General features: G+C 58.3%; 18 protein-coding genes and 1 tRNA gene. 11 read left to right on the top strand and 8 right to left on the bottom strand.

Features of this window, described 5'->3' with window-relative positions; all coding sequences use genetic code 11:
- The first annotated feature begins 46 nt into the window (after positions 1-46).
- From hutI to hutU, 4 genes are read left to right on the top strand one after another with little or no spacing between them, the layout of a single operon-like run.
- The gene (gene hutI / locus EV660_RS00405) at positions 47-1,234 is read left to right on the top strand and encodes an imidazolonepropionase (protein ID WP_071482422.1); all 1,188 of its coding nucleotides are present in this window, start codon (positions 47-49) and stop codon (positions 1,232-1,234) included.
- On the top strand, positions 1,231-2,769 hold the full coding sequence (gene hutH, locus EV660_RS00400; RefSeq protein WP_071482421.1) for a histidine ammonia-lyase: 1,539 nt from the start codon (positions 1,231-1,233) through the stop codon (positions 2,767-2,769). Before hutI ends, hutH begins: the two co-directional genes overlap by 4 nt.
- Entirely contained in the window at positions 2,766-3,566 is an 801-nt protein-coding gene (gene hutG, locus EV660_RS00395) for an N-formylglutamate deformylase (protein ID WP_071482420.1), read from the top strand. Before hutH ends, hutG begins: the two co-directional genes overlap by 4 nt.
- A complete protein-coding gene (gene hutU / locus EV660_RS00390; RefSeq protein ID WP_071482419.1) occupies positions 3,563-5,236 on the top strand; it encodes a urocanate hydratase in 1,674 nt (557 codons plus the stop codon). Before hutG ends, hutU begins: the two co-directional genes overlap by 4 nt.
- A gap of 214 nt (positions 5,237-5,450) precedes the next feature.
- Here hutU and EV660_RS00385 read toward each other — a convergent pair whose 3' ends face one another.
- From EV660_RS00385 to EV660_RS00375, 3 genes are all read right to left on the bottom strand, one after another.
- Positions 5,451-6,149 carry a response regulator gene (locus EV660_RS00385; RefSeq protein WP_071482418.1) on the bottom strand — a complete coding sequence of 233 codons (699 nt, stop codon included), beginning with the start codon at positions 6,147-6,149 and terminating at the stop codon, positions 5,451-5,453.
- Positions 6,150-6,739: 590 nt separating this feature from the next.
- A complete protein-coding gene (locus EV660_RS00380; protein WP_071482417.1) occupies positions 6,740-7,132 on the bottom strand; it encodes a TadE/TadG family type IV pilus assembly protein in 393 nt (130 codons plus the stop codon).
- Positions 7,129-7,605: a TadE/TadG family type IV pilus assembly protein gene (locus tag EV660_RS00375; protein ID WP_198510646.1), complete on the bottom strand. Its 477-nt coding sequence runs from the start codon at positions 7,603-7,605 to the stop codon at positions 7,129-7,131. The genes EV660_RS00380 and EV660_RS00375 overlap by 4 nt, the downstream gene beginning before the upstream one ends.
- Before the next feature lie 414 nt (positions 7,606-8,019).
- Between EV660_RS00375 and EV660_RS00370 the strand changes: the two genes are divergently transcribed.
- The 7 genes from EV660_RS00370 to EV660_RS00340 all read left to right on the top strand — a co-directional run bounded on the left by EV660_RS00370 (position 8,020) and on the right by EV660_RS00340 (position 15,328).
- On the top strand, positions 8,020-8,193 hold the full coding sequence (locus tag EV660_RS00370; RefSeq protein WP_071482473.1) for a Flp family type IVb pilin: 174 nt from the start codon (positions 8,020-8,022) through the stop codon (positions 8,191-8,193).
- Positions 8,194-8,313: 120 nt separating this feature from the next.
- Positions 8,314-9,084: a Flp pilus assembly protein CpaB gene (cpaB, locus tag EV660_RS00365; RefSeq protein WP_071482415.1), complete on the top strand. Its 771-nt coding sequence runs from the start codon at positions 8,314-8,316 to the stop codon at positions 9,082-9,084.
- Between the two features lie 77 nt (positions 9,085-9,161).
- Positions 9,162-10,379, top strand: coding sequence for a CpaE/TadZ family protein (locus EV660_RS00360; RefSeq protein WP_168800321.1), 1,218 nt, complete (start codon positions 9,162-9,164; stop codon positions 10,377-10,379).
- A 129-nt stretch (positions 10,380-10,508) separates the two neighbouring features.
- Positions 10,509-11,930, top strand: a complete 1,422-nt coding sequence (locus EV660_RS00355; protein ID WP_071482413.1) for a TadA family conjugal transfer-associated ATPase — start codon at positions 10,509-10,511, stop codon at positions 11,928-11,930.
- Positions 11,931-11,957: 27 nt separating this feature from the next.
- Positions 11,958-12,965, top strand: a complete 1,008-nt coding sequence (locus EV660_RS00350; protein ID WP_071482412.1) for a type II secretion system F family protein — start codon at positions 11,958-11,960, stop codon at positions 12,963-12,965.
- 10 nt (positions 12,966-12,975) lie between these two features.
- The gene (locus tag EV660_RS00345; RefSeq protein WP_071482472.1) at positions 12,976-13,944 is read left to right on the top strand and encodes a type II secretion system F family protein; all 969 of its coding nucleotides are present in this window, start codon (positions 12,976-12,978) and stop codon (positions 13,942-13,944) included.
- A gap of 34 nt (positions 13,945-13,978) precedes the next feature.
- Complete coding sequence (locus EV660_RS00340; protein WP_100319217.1) at positions 13,979-15,328, top strand: pilus assembly protein TadG-related protein; 1,350 nt, start codon at positions 13,979-13,981, stop codon at positions 15,326-15,328.
- A gap of 221 nt (positions 15,329-15,549) precedes the next feature.
- On the opposite strand, the gene EV660_RS00335 is transcribed toward EV660_RS00340, so the two are convergent.
- The 5 genes from EV660_RS00335 to EV660_RS00315 all read right to left on the bottom strand — a co-directional run bounded on the left by EV660_RS00335 (position 15,550) and on the right by EV660_RS00315 (position 20,872).
- Positions 15,550-15,626: transfer RNA gene (locus EV660_RS00335), tRNA-Met, on the bottom strand.
- A 107-nt stretch (positions 15,627-15,733) separates the two neighbouring features.
- The gene (locus tag EV660_RS00330) at positions 15,734-16,171 is read right to left on the bottom strand and encodes a cupin domain-containing protein (RefSeq protein ID WP_071482470.1); all 438 of its coding nucleotides are present in this window, start codon (positions 16,169-16,171) and stop codon (positions 15,734-15,736) included.
- Between the two features lie 44 nt (positions 16,172-16,215).
- The gene (locus EV660_RS00325) at positions 16,216-18,306 is read right to left on the bottom strand and encodes a dipeptide ABC transporter ATP-binding protein (RefSeq protein WP_071482411.1); all 2,091 of its coding nucleotides are present in this window, start codon (positions 18,304-18,306) and stop codon (positions 16,216-16,218) included.
- Positions 18,307-18,604: 298 nt separating this feature from the next.
- A complete protein-coding gene (locus EV660_RS00320; protein ID WP_071482410.1) occupies positions 18,605-19,768 on the bottom strand; it encodes an ABC transporter permease in 1,164 nt (387 codons plus the stop codon).
- Positions 19,769-19,780: 12 nt separating this feature from the next.
- A complete protein-coding gene (locus tag EV660_RS00315) occupies positions 19,781-20,872 on the bottom strand; it encodes an ABC transporter permease (RefSeq protein WP_071482409.1) in 1,092 nt (363 codons plus the stop codon).
- Positions 20,873-20,887: the final 15 nt, after the last annotated feature.

The following is a 20,887-nucleotide window of genomic DNA, read 5'->3' as shown; positions in this document are numbered from 1 at the left end:
ATGTATATACATAAACACGATAAGCATACATTTTACAAGGCCGACCATGCTTCTTGCAAACGCAACCATTGTGACTGTGACCGCCAAGGGCCAATACGGCCTAATCGAACGGGGCAGTCTGGCCATCGAAGGCCAGAATATCGCATGGGTCGGCGATTCTGACGCGCCGCCTGCGCAATTCCGCGAAATGGAGCGGCTGGATCTTGGTGGCAGGTTGGTCACGCCAGGGCTGGTGGACTGTCACACCCATCTTGTTCATGGCGGCAACCGTGCGCGCGAATTCGAAATGCGACTTCGTGGGGCAAGCTATGAGGAAATCGCGCGGGCGGGCGGCGGTATTGCATCGACCGTGGCGCAAACCCGCGCCGCCTCGGAAGAGGCGCTGGTTGCTCTGGCCTTGCCGCGCGTGGATGCCTTGATCGCCGAAGGGGTCACGACGCTGGAAATCAAGTCCGGCTATGGGCTGGATACTGACACTGAACTAAGAATGCTGCGCGCGGCCCGGCGTATCAGCAGGCTGCGGCCTGTTCATGTCAGAACCAGCTATCTTGGTGCACATGCCATTCCATCCGGTATGGACCCTGATACTTACATTGACGAAGTCTGCCTGCCCACGCTTGACGCGGCCCATGCTGAAAAGCTGGTCGATGCCGTTGACGGATTCTGCGAAGGCATCGCGTTCACACCCGCCCAGATTCAACGGGTCTTCGCCCATGCGCGCGCCTTGGGTCTGCCGGTCAAGCTTCATGCCGAGCAATTGTCCAATACAGGCGGGGTGCAACTGGCGGCAAATTTCGGTGCGATATCAGCCGATCATCTGGAATATGCCACTGACGCTGACGCGGCGGCAATGGCCCGCGCGGGAACTGTCGCGGTCATTCTGCCCGGCGCATATTACACATTGCGCGAGACACAGGCCCCGCCAATTGATGCCTTTCGCACACATGGCGTGCCGATGGCATTGGCCACCGATTGCAACCCCGGATCATCCCCGATGACGTCGCTTCTGCTGACCATGAATATGGGCGCGACCCTCTTTCGGATGACGCCTGAAGAATGTCTTGCGGGTACGACGCGGTATGCGGCCCTCGCCCTTGGACTGAGCGACCGGGGCCACATCACCACAGGCGCACGCGCCGATCTGGCCATTTGGGATGTCGAACACCCATCAGAGCTTTCCTATCGCATCGGCTTCAACCCGCTCTGGAAGCGCATCTACGGAGGCATTTTGTGACCATCACCCTTACCCCCGGCGCGACTTCTCTGGATCAATTGCAGGCCATCTGGCGCTCTGGTGTCCCGGCACGGCTGACTGACACGGCGCGCTCTGCAATTGACGCTGCCGCCGCGATGGTTGCACAGGCTGCCACTGGCAATGTCGCGGTCTATGGGATCAATACCGGCTTTGGCAAACTGGCTTCGGTGCGCATCGCGCCGCAGGATACGGAACAGCTACAGCGTAATCTGATATTGTCACATTGTTGCGGTGTCGGTGAGGCGCTGGACGTTCCGACCACGCGGCTGATGATGGTGCTCAAGCTCCTGTCGGTCGGACGTGGTGCGTCGGGGTTGCGCTGGCAAACAGTGTCGCTTCTGCAAGACATGCTGGCGCATGGCGTGACGCCGGTCATCCCGGCACAAGGTTCGGTTGGTGCTTCGGGTGATCTGGCGCCTTTGGCCCATATGGCCGCCACTTTGATCGGTGCAGGCGATGCGTATTTTGAAGGTCAGAGAATGCCCTCCGAGGCTGCGCTTGTCCGGGCTGGCCTCTCGCCTGTCACACTGGGCCCCAAAGAGGGCCTCGGCCTTATCAATGGCACCCAGTTTTCGACCGCATGCGCATTGGCCGGGTATTTCGATGCGTTGCGGAATGCGCAAAGTGCCGTTGCAATCTCCTGCCTGTCAACAGATGCGATCATGGGCTCGACCGCGCCCTTGGAACCGGCCCTGCATTCGCTGCGCGGCCATAAAGGCCAGATAGATGTTGCGCATGCGATGCGCGCCATCATGGACGGCTCTGATATCCGCGAGAGCCATCGCGACGAAGATGCCCGCGTGCAGGATCCCTATTGCATCCGCTGCCAGCCGCAGGTGACAGGGGCTGCACTGGACTTGCTGCGTTTTGCTGGCCGCACGCTTGAGATCGAGGCCAATGCCGTTTCCGACAACCCGCTGGTGCTTGTGAACGAGGGGAAAATTGTTTCAGGCGGGAATTTCCACGCCGAACCCGTCGCCTTCGCGGCTGACCAGATCGCGCTTGCACTTGCAGAAATCGGCGCGATTGCGCAGCGCCGCGTGGCACTGATGGTGGACCCGACGCTCAGCCACGACCTGCCGCCCTTTCTGACGCCAGAACCGGGGTTGAATTCGGGGTTGATGATTGCGGAAGTGACATCTGCCGCGCTGATGAGTGAAAACAAGCATCTGGCCAATCCGTGTTCGACCGACTCGACGCCGACTTCGGCCAATCAGGAGGACCATGTTTCTATGGCCGCACATGGTGCGCGGCGGCTGGCGCGAATGAACGCCAATCTCAGCGCTATTCTGGGGGTCGAGTTACTCTGTGCCGCGCAAGGCATAGAATTCAGGGCCCCGCTGACAACATCTGCAAAATTGCAGCGCTTGCTTCAGATCACCCGTAAACATGTTCCCGCCTTGGCTGATGATCGCTATATGGCCGATGACCTGAGCCGCGCCGCCGCCCTTGTCACTGGCGGGGATGTGGTGAAGGCCTGCGATGTCGATCACCTGCTGCGAGGCACAGCGTGATCGCTGTCGAGGTCACACAGGGCGATAGCCCCGTGGTTCTGGCCCTGCCACATACTGGCACCTGGCTGCCGAAGGATGTGATTGCGCGCCTGACCCCGCGCGGGCAGATCCTGGCGGACACAGACTGGCATGTCGAGCGGCTTTACGATGGCCTTTTGCCCGGCGCAACGACCGTGCGCGCGACCTTCCACCGCTATATGATCGACGCCAATCGCGACCCGTCGGGCGCAAGCCTCTATCCCGGACAGAACACCACCGGACTGGTTCCGCTGACCGATTTTGATGGTGCGCCCCTCTGGACCATTCCGCCCGATGCTGCCGAGATTGAGGCGCGGCGGGTGGCCTGTCATGCCCCTTATCACGCGGCGCTGGCCGCAGAACTGGAACGGGTGCGTGCAAAGCACGGTGTTGCGATCCTGTATGATTGCCATTCCATCCGCAGCGAAATTCCCTTCCTGTTCGAGGGCCGTCTGCCCGATTTCAGCATTGGCACGAATGACGGCACCGCCTGTTCCCCGCAGGTCGAAGCCGCAGTCACGGCAATTTGCCAGCGGGCAGAGGGTTTCAGCATGTGCTTGAACGGTCGTTTCAAGGGGGGGTGGACGACCCGCCATTACGGCCAGCCCGCGCAGTGGCTTCACGCTATCCAGATGGAACTGGCGCAATCCACTCATCTGGCGCAGGAAGCGCCGCCCTTTGCCTATCACCCTGTCAAGGCCGGTCGATTGAGGCCGCATTTGCGCGCGATCCTTGAAACACTGGACACGCTCGCCCCAACCCTGAGAGGACGATCATGACCAATCCGCGTCATAACCTTCGTGACATTTACCCGCCCACTGGCACCGAGATCACCGCAAAAAGCTGGCAGACCGAGGCCGCGATGCGAATGCTGATGAACAATCTGCACCCGGATGTGGCTGAAAACCCGCATGAGCTTGTGGTATATGGAGGCATTGGCCGCGCGGCGCGGACATGGGAGGATTTCGACCGCATCGTGGCAGGGTTGAAAGACCTCGAGGCTGATGAGACCTTGCTTGTGCAATCCGGCAAGCCTGTTGCGATCATCCGCACACACCCGGACGCACCGCGCGTGCTTATCGCCAATTCCAACCTTGTGCCTCACTGGGCGACATGGGCTCATTTCAATGAACTCGACCGCAAGGGCCTGATGATGTACGGCCAGATGACGGCCGGGTCATGGATCTATATTGGCACACAAGGTATCGTTCAGGGCACGTATGAGACCTTTGCCGAGGCTGGCCGCCAGCATTATGACGGCACGCTCAAGGGACGCTGGATTCTGACTGCGGGTCTTGGCGGTATGGGCGGCGCGCAGCCTTTGGCTGCCGTGATGGCAGGTGCCTGTTGTCTGGCGGTGGAATGCGACGAGACACGCGCGGATTTTCGTATTCGCACGCGCTATTGTGACGCCAAAACCCATAGTCTTGATGAGGCGCTGGAGATGATCAAGCGCTGGACAGCGGCGGGAGACGCAAAATCTGTGGCTCTCATCGGCAATGCCGCCAAGGTTTTCCCAGAGATATTCAAGCGCGGCATCCGCCCCGATATTGTGACCGATCAGACATCGGCGCATGACCCGGTGCATGGCTATCTGCCGATCGGCTGGAGCGTTGCAGAATGGCGCGAAAGGCAGGAGAGTGACCCCACGGCCGTTGAAAAAGCAGCACGCGACAGCATGAAAACCCATGTCGCGGCGATGGTGAATTTCTGGAATGCAGGTGTGCCGACGCTGGATTATGGCAACAATATCCGGCAGGTCGCCCGCGAAGAGGGGTTGGAGGACGCCTTTGCCTTTCCCGGTTTCGTGCCTGCCTATATCCGGCCTCTGTTCTGCAAGGGCATTGGTCCGTTTCGCTGGTGTGCGCTGTCAGGTGACCCCGAAGATATTTACAAGACTGATCAGGCGATGCGCGAATTGTTCCCTGAAAACGACCATCTGCACCGATGGCTTGACATGGCGCGCGACCGCATAGCCTTTCAGGGTCTGCCCGCGCGCATCTGCTGGCTGGGCCTTGGCGACCGCCACCGCGCTGGCTTGAAATTCAACGAAATGGTGGCCTCTGGCGAATTGAAGGCACCCATCGTGATCGGGCGCGACCATCTGGACAGCGGGTCAGTTGCCAGCCCCAACCGCGAGACGGAAGCCATGCTGGACGGGTCGGATGCGGTGTCGGACTGGCCGCTTTTGAACGCGTTGATGAACACGGCCTCAGGCGCGACATGGGTCAGCTTGCATCATGGTGGTGGGGTCGGCATGGGCTTCTCGCAGCATTCGGGCGTAGTCATCGTGGCCGATGGAACGCCAGAGGCCGCCAGACGATTAGAGCGCGTGCTGTGGAATGACCCCGCTTCCGGCGTCTGGCGCCATGCCGATGCTGGTTACAGTGATGCACTGAAATGCGCGAAGGAACATGGCCTCCGTCTTCCTGGTATTTTGGGGAACTGACGGCCCTTGTTCTTTGGCACCGGAGGGTCATGGAACAAGGGCGAGGAATGCTGCGGGGGGATCAATTTCGACTGGGATGAAAGTGTCCATATTCCCAAGTGTGGCCGGTTTCTTGCAATCTGCGATCAACCAGTCAGCGCGGGCCATTCGCGCAGAAGCGCTTCGCGAATGGCCTTGACCCCGTTGAACCGGAGATCATCCTGCCCCGGACAGCTTACAGGCACTCTCGATCCAGAAGCCGCGCACCGGCTGTGGCGGCTTCTACCCGGTTGCTTGCCCCCAAGACACGAAATATCGCCGAGAGGTGAAACTTGATCGTTCCCCCACTCAGGCCCAGACTACGTGCCATCGCCTTGTTTGATTTGCCTTCGACCAGAAGTTTCAACACTTCATACTGTCGCGGCGTCATGTCTGACACCGCCATCTCTCGACGTATGGGCAAAGGGTCTTTTACAGGGGGCGCAGGGACAGCAATGCTTTCTGAGATTGCAAGTTCTGGAAAGAATGGAGGCAGGTAGACGTCACCCCGGCAGATCGAGCGGATGGCGCGCGAAAGTTCTGAAACGCCAAGTCCCTTGCTGATGTAACCCTGCGCGCCGATGCTGAGTGCTGTCAGAATATCAATTCGATCTCGTGACCCCGAAACAACCGCAACCCGTATCTCTGGAAAGCGCTCTCTCATCGATCTGAGTGTTTGCCAGTTATTTCTGCCCGGCATGTTCAGATCAAAAAGGGCGACGTCTATATCACGACATTCGGACATTTTCTGCACGGCTTCATCAAAAGAGCAGGCCAATACAATGTGTGAGAACCCAAGTCGGGCGGTTAAGACATCGCTTAGTGCGATCCGAAAGAACTCGTCATCATCCGCCACCAATGCCGTAGTCCCGACACCGACAAGTTTTCTATCCATTTCCAACTTTGCCTGCCCCAAGCTTGTGCAACACACGCGTCTGCATGGCGTGATTGCGTTATGCAAACCGCTGATCGGAATTCTGATCTGCTGGTTTATGTTTGTTCTATAGGTGAACTACGCGGCCTTCGATCAGGGCCGTTGGCGGTGATAGATTTGAGTAAGGAAAGAAGTGCCTGATGGTTTTTCATCACGATCCTCCGTTTTCTTTGGACAATTGCAGTACTGGACGTGCGTAGTGTCGAACGGGTGGGCCGCGTCCTACGACTGAAGTGCCAGCCTTAGGCGCCTTACAACTATAGCGTGCAATTCGTGCTTTGCAACTCAACCTTTGCATTTTGCTATGATTTTCAATGCGGATAATCATATGCTTATCGAGGATAGACCCAGTAGATCCTGATGGTGGGAAACTGTTGCGCCGCTTGGCCTGACAAAACACTGCGGACAGGCCAACCAAGGCGGGCGCCACGTCGCCGCGACCCGAATGTGAAAGAGCTGATCAAGCAAAGGGTAATGCAGGACAGGTTCGCCGGGGTTGCTGGTCCGGGATTTCACCTGCTGAAACGGGTGCAAAGTCGTGTCGTGCGGGCTTAGCGGATAGGCACGCGCCGGTCCACGCCCAGCGTGATGCGCCCATTATTCAGCCCGGGGATGATCAGGCTGATCGGCTGGCTGATCAGGATGGTGCGAAACTCAACGCCTTGGGAACTTTCGGTGCCAAGCGTGATTTGCAGATCAGATGAAGCAAAGGCAATCGCATCGCGCAAGGTCAGTTCAAGCTCGGCATTCGATATAGCCGGATTCATCAGGATCTGTCTGGCTGCGCGATCCGCCGCATAGGACATTTCATTGCGGATATGCAGGCCGCGCCCGAATTCGATGATTCCCAAAAACACAGCAATACCAACCATGCTCACCAGCGCGAACTCGACAGCGGTTGCGCCGCGCTCGGACCGCGCAAAACACTTGAGGCAAGCGCTCATCGAACCTGCACCCAGAGTTCCCGCGACTGCGAAAAGCTGGGCATGAACAGCCCAGTATAGGTTTTCGTGCCCGACAGAACATAGAAAATATGGGTCGGAGTTGCCCCGTCGCAGGTTGTATTCTGACCCACTGGCGTTGACGGGTCTTCCGGGCAGGCGTGAAACAACCTGACATCAAGCTCAAGCGTGGCATCACTGGCAGATGTCGGCGCGACCACCATATTCTTTTCTGCGGTCATCCTCAGTATCTGGTCGACTGCGGAAACGCCTATATCCTCTGCTGCACCCTGTGCCCCCGCCCGCAGGACATGCCCGATCGTCATCCGCTCGGAAATCGCAAGACCAATATCGACCATCGCAAGAAGCGCGAGGGTCAGCATCGGCGCGACAAGGGCGAATTCGATGGCCGATACAGCGCGTTCATCGCGCAGAAAGGCGCGCAACCTGCATTGCCCATCAGGCCTACATTGCATTCCCGTGTTGAGAGACTGGTGAGCCATCGTCTGCGGTTCATCCTGAAATTGCAAACGCGCCGCTCGGGGCTTGGTGTGTGCCAAGCGACGCATCATTCATGCTACTGAGAATGGCTGCGTAAACCCACTTGATCTGACGGACTGGCCAAATGGCCAAGTTTCGACCGTAAATATACAATTCTGTGGGTTTATTTGGCGAATTGCTGCGGCTGGGTGCGGCGGGAACATATCAGTGCCGCCAATGCCGTCCATCTGGCTGGCCAAATGTCCAGCCCATCAGTCCAACTATATCGATGCTACCGAATCGGTGCAGCCTCAACCTAACGCTGAAAGTTTGGCGTTGGACATGTCCTGTAGATGGCATTGGGCATCAAACTGGGCGCTCCCCTCGTACCGAAGGATAGGAACAAAGCAATGAAATACCTCATCACTCGCTTCAAGAACGACGAATCCGGCGCTACTGCAATTGAATATGGCCTGATCGCTGGGCTGGTTTCGGTGGTGGTCGTCGGCGCACTTCTTGCGCTAGGGCCTCAACTGACAAGTGTTTTCCAAACCATCACAGGCGCGTTGAGTGGCGTTGAGTAAACCGGATTCTAAAATATCGGCATGCAAATCGGCGGGGACACCCTCGCCGATAGCTGCGCGCCTTGTTTGGGTCTGGTAGACACGCCGGCCCCTTAAACTTGCAATTGAAAAGGACGGCACATGCTGCGCGGATTCATCCTTCTTGTGGCTTTGTCTGCAGGCGCGATTGCGGCATGGATGTCCATGGGCGCATCTGGCGCGCTGACAGCGGCCACGGCCCGCGAAGATATCGAAGCCATGCCGCGTATGGCAGAGATCCTTGTCGCTTCCACCAACCTGTCTTCTGGGGCACTGGTCGGCCCGACTGCCCTGCGCTGGCAGGTCTGGCCTGAAGAGGCGCTTAATCCAGCCTTCATAACACGCGATGATCGCCCGGACGCCGTTCACGAGATGGATGGCTTGGTCGTTCGCAACGGATTTCTGGCGGGCGAACCAATCCTTGATGCGAAACTATCTGCGGCCGATGCGGGGGCTCTGTCGGTCATGCTGGCAAGCGGCAAGCGCGCCGTCGCTGTGCGGGTCAGTGCCGAAAACAGCGCGGGCGGGTTCGTGTTGCCCAATGACAGGGTCGATATCTTGCTGACAACATCGCAAGTCAATTCAAGCGGCAAGAACACGGTCAGCAGCAGGGTCATTTTGCAAAACGTCAAGGTTCTGGCCGTGGACCAGATGAGTGATGGTGTAAGCGAAGCCGTGGTCGGCAGGACGGCCACGCTGGAACTGACCGCCGCACAGGTCGAGATTCTGACCGCTGCCGAGGCCACAGGTGCCCTGTCACTTGCCCTGCGGTCCCTCGCAGACAGCTTTGAGACGACCGAAGTCACCACCGCAGAGAAGCGAACCGTGCGGATCCGGCGGGGCAGTGAGGTAGACGTGGTTGAACTGGATTGAAGGCAGCGAAACCGGAACTGAAATTTTGGATCGGACCTAAGATGCAACATGCGCCGCTAAAGCTGACACCTGACGCAATGATCAGCATGCCACGGATCCAGCCGGTGGGCCGGACGCCGCATATCTCGATACATGCCTATTGCGAAACACCCAATCTTGCCGCGTCGATGCAGCGCGCAGCCAGTGACCGGCGCCTGTATCGGGCCACATGCGATATCAGGGCCGGTGGAATAAGCGCGGCCATTGCGGAATATCGTGACAGCCCGACCCCGGATTTGCTGATCCTTGAAAGCGCGGCTGCGCGTGAAGACCTGCTGTCGATTCTGGCGAAACTGGCGCCTGTATGCGACAGCCGGACCAAGGTGGTTGTGGTGGGCACCAGCAACGACATTGCGCTGTTTCGGGAACTGGTGGCGGGTGGCATTGCGGAATACCTGCTAGCCCCAGTGGGCGCATTGACGATCATCGGCGCAGTGCTGAGGTTATTTCCAGAAGAAAGCGGAACACGTCTTGGCAAGATTCATGCCGTGATCGGCGCAAAGGGTGGGGTCGGGTCGTCAGTGTTTGCGCAAAACCTGGCGTGGACTGTTTCACACTGCACCCATGCCACGCTGCTTGCCGATCTGGACCTGCAATTCGGAACCGCTGCGCTGAATTGCAATATCGACTGCCCGACCGGGTTTGCTGAACAGCTTCCCGAAGTGGACCGCCTTGACGGAGCCTTGCTGGAGCGGCTGCTTTTCAAGCGCGGGAAAGGCCTGAGCCTTCTTCCCTGCGCGACCGCAGCGCATATCGCCAGCGACCCCGATATGGCCACCATCGAAAAGGTGCTGGATCTGGCGCGTTGCGCGTTTCCGCATGTCGTGCTGGACCTGCCTCATGCGTGGTCACCCTTGGTGCGCAGCTCACTTCTGGCCGCCGATGATATTATTCTGGTTGCCGAACCGGACCTTGCGAACCTGCGCAATGCGCGCAGTCTGGTTGATTTCCTCAGACAGTCGCGCCCCAATGACCCGCCACCGCGATTGATCGTCAACCGGGTTGGGGTGCCCAAGCGTGTAGAAATTCCGCCGCAAAAATTTGCAGCTGCGTTGGAAGTCCCCCTGACAGCAAAGATCGCGGACGATCCGGTGGTGTTCAGTGCTGCGGCGGCCAATGGGCAGATGATCAGTGAATTCTCTCGCAAGTCGGCGGTCACACCAACACTCGAAGCGCTGGCCGGACAGCTAACCGGTATGACGGCCCGAAAAAAACGCAAAGGATTATGGGGGTTCTGGGGCGGGCGGGCGTCGTAGTCCGCACAGGACACACACAGGGACTTTGACCCTATTCCCACAGCGCTGGCAATTTACGCGACCTGCCAGCGATACGACAGCAAAGGCACAAGCGCGGGTCCAACTACGCCACGACGAGGAGAGCGCCAGATGTTTGGCAAAAGACGTGACTTCACGCCTGCGGATGCAACGGCACCGTCAAGCACAGTGCCTCTAAAGGTGGTGGCGGAGAAAGCAGACCCTGTTGCTGCGCCGGTTGATGACGCGCGGACATCGGAATCGCAAAGGGCCAAAGCTTATTACGACCTGAAGCGAGAAATTTTTGCCGCGCTTCTTGAAACGATAGATGTGGCGCAGCTTGGCACTATGGAAGTAGAAGAGGCCCGCCGCGAAGTCAGCATCATCGCGAATGATATCCTGACGGCAAAAAAGGCCCTCATTTCGACGGCTGTTCAGGATGAACTGGTTTCAGATATCTGTGATGATGTGCTGGGTTACGGCCCGCTAGAGCCTTTGCTGGCTCGGGATGACATTTCGGACATCATGGTCAATGGCGACAAGCACATCTTCATCGAGGTTGGCGGAAAGGTCATTCAGACAGGTATCCGCTTTCGCGACAACACCCAGCTTCTGAACGTCTGCCAACGGATCGTGAGTCAGGTTGGGCGCAGGGTCGATGAATCCAGCCCGATCTGTGATGCGCGGCTGCTCGATGGCAGCCGGGTCAATGTCATCGCGCCGCCCCTCGCGCTTGAAGGGCCAACCCTGACAATCCGGCGCTTCAAGAAAGACAAGCTGACGCTTGATCAACTTGTCGAATTCGGTGCAATCACCCCAGAGGGGGCTGAGATCCTCAAGATCATCGGGCGGGTCAGGTGCAATGTTCTTATTTCGGGCGGCACAGGGTCCGGCAAGACCACGCTTCTTAATTGCCTGACCCGATACGCCGAAGCTGACGAACGCATCATCACCTGCGAGGATTCTGCCGAGTTGCAACTTCAGCAGCCCCATGTCGTCCGGCTGGAGACCCGCCCCCCGAATATTGAGGGCATCGGCGAGATTACCATGCGGCAACTGGTCAAGAACTGCCTGCGTATGCGCCCCGAGCGGATCATTGTGGGCGAAGTGCGCGGCCCTGAGGCGTTTGATTTGCTACAGGCGATGAATACGGGTCACGACGGTTCTATGGGAACGCTGCATGCCAACAGCCCGCGAGAGGCCCTTTCCAGACTGGAATCCATGATCACGATGGGTGGTTTCTCTCTGCCAATCAAGACAATCCGGGAGATGGCTGTATCCTCGATAGATGTCATCGTTCAGGCAGCGCGACTGCGCGACGGATCACGGCGCATCACGCATATCACCGAGGTCCTCGGGCTGGAGGGCGATGTCCCGATTACACAGGACATCTTCGTCTATGACATTACGGGAGAGGATGACCAGGGCAAGATTATCGGACGGCACAGATCGACCGGAATCGGACACCCGGCATTCTGGGACAAGGCCCGGTATTATGGTGAAGAACACCGCCTGACTGCCGCACTGGAAGCCGCGCAAGCCTATGGTTCCTGAATTGGTCGCTAAAGCTAAGGATGAAAGATGTCCATCTCTGCCAATGTCTACATGGCTCTGACCTTCCTGCTTACCGCGCTGAGTGTGGGCGGCTTGCTGTTTGCAGCTTTTCAACCGCGACTGGCCAGTGCCGCCCGCACAAGACGCCGGGTTGGAATGGTTCTTGGGGCGCGTCACTCATCCTCTGCCGTGAGTGGCACCGGCGAGGGCAAGCGCCGCAGACGATCCGTGGAAGAAACCTTGCGCGAGATTGAAGAAAAGCAGAAGGCCGTCGCCAGAAGCCGCTCACGCAAAAGCCTGAAAAGCCGATTGGGTGAAGCGGGTCTGATCTGGTCCAGAAAGGCGTATTGGGGCGTATGCACGGCAACGGCGTGTACGATCCTGCTGGTGCTTTGGGCGACCACCGGCCTTGCGCTGTCAACCGCCACAATCCTGTCAGCGCTGGCGGGCCTGTTGCTACCCGATGCATATCTGCGCTTTCGCCGAAAGCGCAGGCTGGCGGCTTTTGCCGCGCAATTTCCCGATGCGGTCGATGTGATTGTGCGCGGCGTCAAGTCGGGTATGCCACTGGCAGACTGCATCAGGGTGGTTGCGTTCGAGGGGCAAGAGCCGGTCCGAAGCGAGTTTGCGACCGTCCTTGATGATCAGAGCCTTGGTCTGCCAGTGCAGGAAGCAATTCAGCGGATGGCCGAGCGGGTGTTTCTGCCGGAAACCAATTTCTTGTCCATTGTCATCACAATCCAGAGTCGATCCGGCGGCAACCTGACCGAAGCGTTGGGGAACCTTTCAACGGTGCTCAGGGAGCGCAAGAAAATGACTGCCAAGATCAGAGCCATGAGCGCCGAGGCAAAAGCTTCTGGCTGGATCATCGGTGCGCTGCCGGTGATCGTGGCGTCACTGCTTTTTGTGACAAGTCCCGAATATATCTCACTGCTCTTCACGACAATGACAGGCAACGTGGTTCTGGCCATCAGCGCGTTCTGGATGCTGACGGGTGTGCTGATCATGCACAAGATGATCCACTTCGACTTTTAGGGTGGCCGCAATGATACTCGAGTCCGTTATTGCCAGTAGTGATCTTGTCGTGCCAGTCTTTGCCGCGCTGGCCTTGTTTTGCGGTGTGCTTGTGCTTGGGTGGCCCTACCTTGTTCCAGACCCCCTTACGCAGCGCATGAAGCAGGTGCTGAACACGCGCGGCAGGGAACAGCGGCGCGACAGATCACAAGCAATCGAGGGCCAGAAGCGGCGGCTGCTGCGCAGTGAACCAAGCAAGATGCTCGCCGCTATCGTCAAGCGGTTCAACCTGTCGCGGCAACTGGAGGACGGGGTGACCGTACAACTGCTGCGCACAGCCGGATTTCGCGGCCGATCCCCGGTTATCACCTATCTTGCGATGCGGGTGCTTATGCCAGTTTGTGTGATGGGTTTTGTCGCGGGCTATATCTTCCTGATCATCAAACCCGACGTGCATGTCATGGTGATTCTGGCAATCCTCATGGTCGCTGGATATCTGGGGTATTACGTGCCGCTGATATATGTGAAGAACAGGATAGCCAAACGCCAGCAATCAATCCGGCGAAGCTGGCCGGACGCGCTTGATCTGCTGTTGATCTGTGTCGAGTCCGGCATGAGCAGTGAACACGCGTTTCGCAAGGTGGCCGACGAGATTGGCGATCAGTCAAAAGAACTGGCAGAAGAACTGTCGCTGACCACTGCAGAATTATCGTTCCTGCCGGACCGGCGGACGGCTTACGAAAACCTTGGCAGGCGTACGGATCTGGATGAGGTCAAGGCCGTTGTCTCGGGGCTGATGCAATCAGAGAAATATGGCACATCCCTTGGCCATGCATTGCGCGTCCTCGCCGAAGAGAACCGCGCAATGCGCATGAGCGAGGCCGACAAAAAGGCCGCAGCACTTCCCCCGAAGCTGACGGTGCCGATGGTCATCTTTTTCCTGCCGGTCCTGTTCGCGGTGGTGATCACCCCTGCCGTAATCCAGATCATCAACAACTGATGCTGTGCCCGGCTTGAACAACGGAGGCGACCCAATGCAAGACGAGGCAAAGCTGCTCCCCCCTCGGTCCGCCCCCTATGCCATGAAGCGCGCGTTAAGCGCCGAATGCGGCCAACGCCTTGCTGAATTTGGCTGTGATGGCAGCGGCAGCGTGGCAATCATGACGGCGCTTCTGATGCCTGTGCTGGTCCTTGGCATGGGCCTAGGGGCAGAGACCGGCTATAACTACATGACGCAGCGCAACCTGCAACATGCCGCAGATCTTGCGGCCCATACTGGCGGTGTCAGACTGCGCGCAGGTGACAGCCCCGAAGCGATCCATGCCGCGGCGCTGCATGTGGCGACCGCGGCCGGTTTTGCGGCTGAAATGGGCGACTTTGATCTGCACACACCGCCGTCCAGCGGTCCCAATGCCGGAAACACGAATTCTGTCGAAGTGCTGCTGACCAGAAACCAACCCAGATTCCTGTCTGCGATTCTCAGCAATGAACCAATTCTGATTGGGGCCAGAGCTGTGGCGCAGGTGACAGCCTCGAATTCTGCTGCTTGTGTTCTGGCGCTTGCCCCGACGCAATCCCGCGCCATCACAGTGAGCGGGAATACTGACGTTTCGCTGGAAGGCTGTGATGTCGCGTCGAATTCGAACGCTTCGGATGCGTTCTGGATGGCAAATTCATCGGCAAATCTTGCTGTTGGCTGTGTGCACACGGTGGGTGGCTATGTCAGCAGCACCAATCTGCGCCTTCTGGACTGCGTCGCACCCAATGACTACGCCCCAAAAGTGCGCGACCCCTATGCCGACCTTGAAGAACCAAGCACAAACATACCCTGTGAAACCAACACCAATGTGTCGGTATTTGAGCCGACTCATATGCACCCAAGCGGTGTCATGGCGATGCGGATCTGTGGGGGGCTGGACATCAAAACTCAGGTGTCTTTCAAGCCCGGCCTGTACATCATTGATGGTGGTGATCTGTCGTTGAACGCGAATGCCGATGTCACCAGCGCCCAAGCCGGGATGACGGTCGATGGCGCGACCTTCTTTCTCACTGGGAACTCTCGACTCAAACTGACCGGGAATGGCGGGTTGAACATGCAGGCCCCGACATCGGGTCCATATGACGGGGTACTTATATTCGCGAGTCGCAGCCAGTCTGGCTTGACCCATGAGATACGCGGCAATTCCGGATCGACAACGCAGGGCGCCCTTTACGCGCCCACCACCAACATCAGTTTCAGCGGGAATTCGACAACGACCAATGGCTGTACGCAAGTTATTGCCAATACAGTTGAATTCACCGGCAATTCAACGCTCCGTTCGACATGCTCTACCTTTAATGCACGCCGGATCGAAACTAATGTGACGGTAAAAATAGTGGAATGACCCACGAAGCCAGCTTGGCTGTTACCCTCTCGCAGTGATGGTACGATCTGTTCGCGGTCGGGATATCGCCCGACATCGAACACTCAGGCGACTGATTTCGAAGGTCGTCGTCACACCCGAAGAAAAAGTCTTCAAGATAAGGCTGGAAGGACGGATTTCCGAGCTTATGGACGCCCCGAACCTCTATGCCAAAATGCGTATAAGAGCGTCGGGGGGAACAATGGTAGCGGAGGAGGGACTTGAACCCCCGACACGCGGATTATGATTCCGCTGCTCTAACCAACTGAGCTACTCCGCCACATGACTGCGCCATTTATTCGAGGGATGATGCAGCGTCAAGACCTGATCTTGAATGTCTTGACACGTGCGTGTGACGCATAGGTCGTATGCCGGTTGCCAAGGCCCTCAAGACCCAATCTTCTGAGGGATATCGAATTCTGGCGCTGCAAGTTCGAACCCCGAAAATGAAAACCCTGGCGACACTGTGCACCCGACAAGTGTCCAGTCGCCAAGTGAGCGTGCTGCCTGCCAATAGTGCGCCGGAACAATGCCTTGCGGGTTTTGTCCTGCCTTCAGATCGGCACCCAGAATCAGACGCTCGGCGGGGCCGGTGTCGTGCTTTGCACAAAGCAGTTCCAGCGGGGCACCGGCATGGAAGTGCCATATCTCGGTCGCATCAACACGGTGCCAATGGCTGCGCTCGCCTTGTTTCAGTAGGAAGAGAATAGCAGTCCCCGCCGGGCGCGCACCCGGATCAGCCGCGGCAACCCATGTCTGACGATACCACCCCCCTTCCGGGTGTCGCGTCAGGGCGAAACGCTCAATAATCTGGTCAGCCGTCATTTCTGCCCCCCTTGTTCGCTCATGCATTTATCAGTGTGACGTTGCTAGACAGGGCCATCTGCAAGTTTGAATACCGGTTCCATCCGACCAAGTATGTCTGCCGCCAGATGGCATTTGATCTGATGGCCGCCGTCCAGCACGCGCATGGGTGGCACTTCAGTCTCGCATAACCCGCCCGGAACCTCGGATTTCCAGCGGCAGCGGGTCTGGAAGGGGCAACCCGGCGGCGGGTTCATGGCCGAGGGGATGTCACCGTCCAGAACGATGCGCTTCTTGACAATGGAGGTGTCGGCAACCGGCACGGCTGACAGCAGCGCTTCGGTATAGGGATGGTAGGGCGGTGCAAAGACCTGATCGGTGCTGCCCAGTTCGACCACATGGCCCAGATACATGACCATCACGCGATCAGACAGATAGCGCACGATGCTCAGGTCATGGCTGATGAACAGCAATGTGGTGCCATTCTGGCGCTGGATATCCATCAACAATTCGGTCACGGCGGCTTGCACCGACACATCCAGCGCAGAAACAGGTTCATCCGCGACCACCACCTTGGCATCACCAGCAAAGGCGCGCGCAATGCCAACGCGTTGTTTCTGCCCCCCCGACAACTGCCGTGGCATCCGCGTGGCGAATTCACGCGGCAGCTTCACCAGATCAAGCAGCTCAAGCATACGCTTCTCGCGCTCTGCTGTGGTCTTGCCGATCTTGAAAATCTCCAGAGCCCGGACAATCTGCGCGCCAACCGTCATGGACGGGTTTAGGGTGTCGAAGGGGTTCTGAAACACCATCTGCAAGGACGAGACAGCATCTGTGTTGCGTTGCTGGATGGGGGTGGACTGGACGTTTTCATCAAACAGCATGATCTTGCCGCTGGTCGCGGTTTCCAGCCCCATCAGCACCTTGGCGAAGGTGGATTTGCCGCAACCGGACTCGCCGACAATGGCCAGTGTCTCGCCCGCGCGTGCGTCGAAGCTGAGTGTTTCATTGGCCTTGACGACCTTGGTATCCCCGCCGGAAAACAGGCTGGAGGCGGCGACCTCGTAATATTTGCGCACATCATCCATGCGCAGAACAACCTCGCCGATCTCTGCCGGAGCGACCTGCTTGTCCGAACTCCAGGCCGCGTCCCAGTCTATGTCATCAATGCGCAGGCAGCGGCTTTCGTGACGGTCGTCGCCTTCGATCTCTGCCATTGGAATGTCGCGCGCATTACAAAGCCCCTTGCGGAAATGGTCGCAACGCGGACCAAAATTGCAGCCCGGCGGGCGTTCATGCGGTAGGGGGAAGTTGCCGGGAATGGCGCGCAGGGGCCGCGCGCCCTTATCCGCCGAGGGTAGCGGGATCGCGCGGAACAAGGCTTGGGTATAGGGGTGGCGCATACGGTTGAACACGTCACGAATATTGCCCGTCTCGACCGCTTCGCCGGAATACATGACACAAATGCGGTTGCATGTCTCCATCACCAGCCCAAGGTTGTGGCTGATAAACAGCATCGAGGTGCCGTATTTGCGCCCCAACTCCTTGACCAGATCAACAATCCCGGCTTCGACCGTGACATCCAGCGCGGTTGTCGGTTCATCCAGGATCAATAGTGCGGGGTTGGCCATCAGCGCCATGGCGATCACGATGCGCTGTTGCTGTCCGCCGGACAGTTGGTGTGGATAGGCGTCCAGAATGCGGTCAGGGTCCGGCAGGCGCACATCGGCGACAAGCTGGCGCGCGCGGGCGCGCGCCTCTCTCTCGCGCATGTTCTGATGGATCATGGGCACTTCCATCAACTGCCGCCCGATCTTCATGGCTGGGTTCAGGCTGGCCATCGGTTCCTGATAGATCATGGCAATCTCGGAGCCGCGCAGCTTGGCCAGTTCTTTCGCACTCATGGTATTGAGGTCGCGCCCCTTGAACTTGATCCTGCCGCCCACGATGCGACCATTCACGCCCAGATCCTGCATCACGCCAAGCGCGACGGTGGATTTCCCGCAGCCGGATTCGCCTACCAGTCCCATCGCTTCACCGGGCATGATGGTGCAGGAAAAATCCATCACGGCGGGAATTTCGCGCAGGCGGGTGAAAAAGGAAATCGAGAGGTTCTCGATCTCCAGAATGGGTTGCGTCACGTCGCGGTCAGACATGGTGTTTTCCCTTCTGGCGGATCATGGCGGTAGCGCAAAGGTGGTCCATCAGGGAACCGCCTGTGGTCTGGCGTGTTGTATCTTCAAGCGAAACGGAGATTGAAACATGCCTATTCTACTCTGGCTTCTGGGTGTGCCCCTGTCAGCCATTATCCTGCTGCTGCTATTTGGTGTGATCTGATTCAGGTCCGATCCGCAGCAATGTGACACCACAAAATTTGAACAGGGGCGCGCCCACGCATGGGGGCGCCCCTTCTCACACGCAGATGTCGTGTCGTTATGCATCATCGAAACACCATCAGTCCTTCAGGCTTTCTTCGCGCAGCCCATCTGCCAACAGGTTCAGCCCCAAAACCAGCGACATGAGGGCCAGCGCAGGGGCAAGGGCCGCATGAGGGTAGACAGTCAGCAATCGCCGCCCCTGATTGATGGTGGACCCCCAGTCAGGGCTTTCAGGTGCGACACCCAGACCAAAGAAGCCAAGCGTGCCCAGAAGAATGGTTGTGTAGCCGATACGCAGGCAGAAATCGACGATCAGCGGCCCGCGCGCATTGGGTAGGATTTCCCATAGCATGATATACCACGGCCCTTCGCCGCGCGTCTGTGCTGCTGCAACATAATCGCGGGTCTTGATGTCCATGGTGATGCCGCGCACGATACGAAAGACCGTTGGCGCATTGACGAAAACCACAGCCACAAAAACATTCAGCAGGTTGGGCGACATGCCCCAGACGCCCAGCGGGTCCGCATTGAATGCCAGCCCCGTATAGGCCCAAAGCCCCACCACCAGCACTGCGCCCACATAGAGGTTGCGCTTCATCGGCTGCGTGAAAAAGCGCGCGTTGAGCAGGACAGTAAAGAACAGAACAGGCATCAGGAACAGGATGCCCGCCATGACGCGCGGGATTGCCGTGTTCTGGATTTCGGGGGCAACCAGCAGGAAAAACAGAAGGATGACCGGAAAGGCCAGTACCAGATTGGCAACGAAGGTCAGGCCCGTATCCAGCTTGCCGCCAATGTAACCGGCGGGCAGCCCAAGGCTGATGCCGATCATGAAGGAAATCATTGCCGCAAACGGGGCGATGCGCAGCACTTCGCGTGCCCCCATCACCATCCGCGAGAAAACATCGCGCGCCAGCGCGTCACCGCCCAGCAGGAAAAACTCGTATCCCCCGGCAGGGTCGCGCAGCGGGGTTCCGGGTGCTGCGTTGCGCATCCCGCTGAACTGCGCCAGCGGGTCATGGGTGATGATCATATCCGCGAAGAGTGCGGCAAAGACCCAGAACATGACCAGCGCAAACCCGATCATACCCACAACGGAATCGAACAGCTTGCCATACAGGCCAAGGCGGCGTTTGTATGTGATCGAGACTGTGAACATTACAATCAGCCCGGCCCATACCGGCCAAAGCTGGATGAAAAGACGGCTGAGGATATCAAGCCAGCCCAAAGGGTCAGTCATGGCAAGCCCTCCTCATGATATCCGGATGCGCGGGTTCAGCCACACATAGCCGATATCGGATATTAACTGCGTCACCAGCACCACCAGCACTGCAACCACAGACGCGGCCAGCAGCAGTTCGATGTCGTTATTCGCAGCCGCCTCGAACAGGGTCCAGCCAAAGCCGGGATAGCTAAACAGCACCTCGACAATCACCACCCCGTTCAAAAGCCACGGGATTTGCAGCATGATTACCGTAAAGGGCGCGATCAGCGCGTTCCGCAATGCGTGGCGCAGCACGATATTGGCGAAGCTGACACCTTTCAGGCGGGCGGTGCGAATATATTGCTGGGTCATCACCTCGGTCATCGAGGCGCGTGTAATGCGCGCGATATAACCCATCCCGTAAAGTGCGATTGTCATGACCGGCAGGGCAAAGTTCCAGAAGGTGATCTTTTCAAGCGCCGAGCGCGCGTTACCCTGAAACAGCACTGGCCCGTCGATCCATCCCCAACTGACCAATAGTGGCGATAGCCCGATTGTGGATGAGGCCAGCAATGCAATGAACACCACGCCGGACACATATTCGGGCGTTGCCGTCGATGCGATTGCGAAGGTCGAAAGCGTGCGATCCGTGCGCGAGCCTTCGCGCATCCCCGCCAGAACGCCGACAATCAGCGCCATCGGCACCATGACGATCAGCACCCACATCATCAGCAGGCCGGTGGCGCCCAGTCGTGCCCCGATTACATCCGATACCGGCGCGCGAAAGCGCGTGGAATTGCCCCAATAGCCTTGAAACAAGCCGCAATGTGTCGGCGCGGCAGCCGGATCTGTAACACCTGCCAGGCGATGGCAGCGCCCTGTGGTGCTGCCATCGGGATCTTCACGCGTCCAACCGGGGGCAACGCCAAGCCACTCACCATAGCGCAGCAGCATGGGCCGGTTGTAACCGTTCCGTTCCAGCCAGCTTGCAACCTCTGCATCCGAGATGCGCGAGCCTGCCTGCGTCTTGGCCAGCGTGTCCAGTTTGGCAGGCAGATTTGTCAGGTAGAATACGATGAAGGTCAGGCATAGGGCCGTGACAAGCATGACACCGATGCGACGAAGTAGAAAGCTGACCATGGGGTTCCCACTGGC

Source organism: Roseinatronobacter bogoriensis DSM 18756 (assembly GCF_004366635.1).
In the GTDB taxonomy this organism is placed as follows: Bacteria; Pseudomonadota; Alphaproteobacteria; order Rhodobacterales; family Rhodobacteraceae; genus Roseinatronobacter; species Roseinatronobacter bogoriensis.
This window is presented reverse-complemented; position numbering and strand designations above follow the sequence as displayed.

Excerpts from the sequence above, each read along its gene's own strand:
- EV660_RS00315 (WP_071482409.1), bottom strand. The coding sequence starts at position 20,872 with ATGGTCAGCTTTCTACTTCGTCGCATCGGTGTCATGCTTGTCACGGCC.
- EV660_RS00320 (WP_071482410.1), bottom strand. The coding sequence starts at position 19,768 with ATGACTGACCCTTTGGGCTGGCTTGATATCCTCAGCCGTCTTTTCATC.
- EV660_RS00325 (WP_071482411.1), bottom strand. The coding sequence starts at position 18,306 with ATGTCTGACCGCGACGTGACGCAACCCATTCTGGAGATCGAGAACCTC.
- EV660_RS00385 (WP_071482418.1), bottom strand. The coding sequence starts at position 6,149 with ATGGATAGAAAACTTGTCGGTGTCGGGACTACGGCATTGGTGGCGGAT.
- EV660_RS00370 (WP_071482473.1), top strand. The coding sequence starts at position 8,020 with ATGAAATACCTCATCACTCGCTTCAAGAACGACGAATCCGGCGCTACT.
- EV660_RS00380 (WP_071482417.1), bottom strand. The coding sequence starts at position 7,132 with ATGAGCGCTTGCCTCAAGTGTTTTGCGCGGTCCGAGCGCGGCGCAACC.
- hutI (WP_071482422.1), top strand. The coding sequence starts at position 47 with ATGCTTCTTGCAAACGCAACCATTGTGACTGTGACCGCCAAGGGCCAA.
- EV660_RS00340 (WP_100319217.1), top strand. The coding sequence starts at position 13,979 with ATGCAAGACGAGGCAAAGCTGCTCCCCCCTCGGTCCGCCCCCTATGCC.
- EV660_RS00350 (WP_071482412.1), top strand. The coding sequence starts at position 11,958 with ATGTCCATCTCTGCCAATGTCTACATGGCTCTGACCTTCCTGCTTACC.
- hutU (WP_071482419.1), top strand. The coding sequence starts at position 3,563 with ATGACCAATCCGCGTCATAACCTTCGTGACATTTACCCGCCCACTGGC.
- EV660_RS00345 (WP_071482472.1), top strand. The coding sequence starts at position 12,976 with ATGATACTCGAGTCCGTTATTGCCAGTAGTGATCTTGTCGTGCCAGTC.
- EV660_RS00330 (WP_071482470.1), bottom strand. The coding sequence starts at position 16,171 with ATGACGGCTGACCAGATTATTGAGCGTTTCGCCCTGACGCGACACCCG.
- EV660_RS00375 (WP_198510646.1), bottom strand. The coding sequence starts at position 7,605 with ATGCAATGTAGGCCTGATGGGCAATGCAGGTTGCGCGCCTTTCTGCGC.
- EV660_RS00360 (WP_168800321.1), top strand. The coding sequence starts at position 9,162 with ATGATCAGCATGCCACGGATCCAGCCGGTGGGCCGGACGCCGCATATC.
- EV660_RS00355 (WP_071482413.1), top strand. The coding sequence starts at position 10,509 with ATGTTTGGCAAAAGACGTGACTTCACGCCTGCGGATGCAACGGCACCG.
- cpaB (WP_071482415.1), top strand. The coding sequence starts at position 8,314 with ATGCTGCGCGGATTCATCCTTCTTGTGGCTTTGTCTGCAGGCGCGATT.